General features: G+C 65.8%; 1 protein-coding gene. It reads left to right on the top strand.

The window, feature by feature from the left end:
• Window positions 1-47: 47 nt before the first annotated feature.
• Window positions 48-1,139: an IS630 family transposase gene (locus ACZ6IM_RS42690; RefSeq protein ID WP_469564653.1), complete on the top strand. Its 1,092-nt coding sequence runs from the start codon at window positions 48-50 to the stop codon at window positions 1,137-1,139.

Consider the following 1,139-nt stretch of genomic DNA (forward strand, 5'->3'; position numbering starts at 1 on the left):
CTAGTCTTCTGAGTCAGGAATTCTGTTCAGTTGTGTAGGGTTGCCTGGTGGCGCGTACTGGGCGGCCGAAGGCCGAGTTGATCCTGTCGGATGCGGAACGGGCTGCGCTGGAGGGATGGGTGCGGCGCCGTTCCACCCCGCAGGCGTGGGCTTTGCGGTGTCGGATCATCCTGGCCTGCGCGACAGGCGCGTCGAACAAAGACGTGGCCGCGCAGTTGGGCTCCACGCCGCATGCGGTGGGCCGCTGGCGGAAGCGGTTCGTCGAGCACCGGATCGCCGGCCTGGGTGACATGCCGCGCCCGGGCGGCCCCCGGACGGTCACCGACGAGCAGGTCGCTGCGGTGGTGAAGCGGACGCTCGAGTCGACGCCGAAGAACGCCACGCACTGGTCGACGCGGGCCATGGCCCAGGAGATGGGCCTGTCGCAGTCGACCGTGTCACGGATCTGGCGGGCCTTCGGCCTGCAGCCGCACCGCACAGAGACCTTCAAGCTGTCCACGGACCCGTACTTCATCGACAAGGTCCACGACGTCGTCGGCCTGTATCTGGACCCGCCCGAACGCGCTCTGGTGTTCTGTGTAGACGAGAAGTCGCAGATCCAGGCCCTGGACCGGTCCCAGCCGGTGCTGCCGATGATGCCCGGCGTCCCACAGCGCCTCACCCACGACTACGTGCGCGCGGGCACCACCACGCTGTTCGCCGCTCTCGAGGTGGCCACCGGCAAGGTGATCGGCTCCTTGCACCGCCGGCACCGGGCCGAGGAGTTCAAGAAGTTCCTGATCAAACTCGACCAGGAGATACCGGCGGACCTGGACGTGCACCTGGTGCTGGACAACTACGCCACCCACAAGACCCCGGCGATCAAGACCTGGCTGGTAGCTCATCCCCGCTTCTACCTGCACTTCACGCCCACCGGATCGTCCTGGCTCAATCTGGTGGAACGCTGGTTTGCAGAGCTGACGAACAAGCAGATACGACGCGGGGTCCACAAGAGCGTCCAGGCGCTGGAGAAGGACATCCGCGCCTGGATCGCCGCGTGGAACACCGCCCCCAGGCCCTACGTCTGGACCAAGACCGCGGACGAGATCCTCGAACGCCTCGCCAACTATCTGAACAGAATTCCCGACTCAGAAGACTAG

This window comes from Streptomyces sp. NPDC042336, assembly GCF_055581985.1.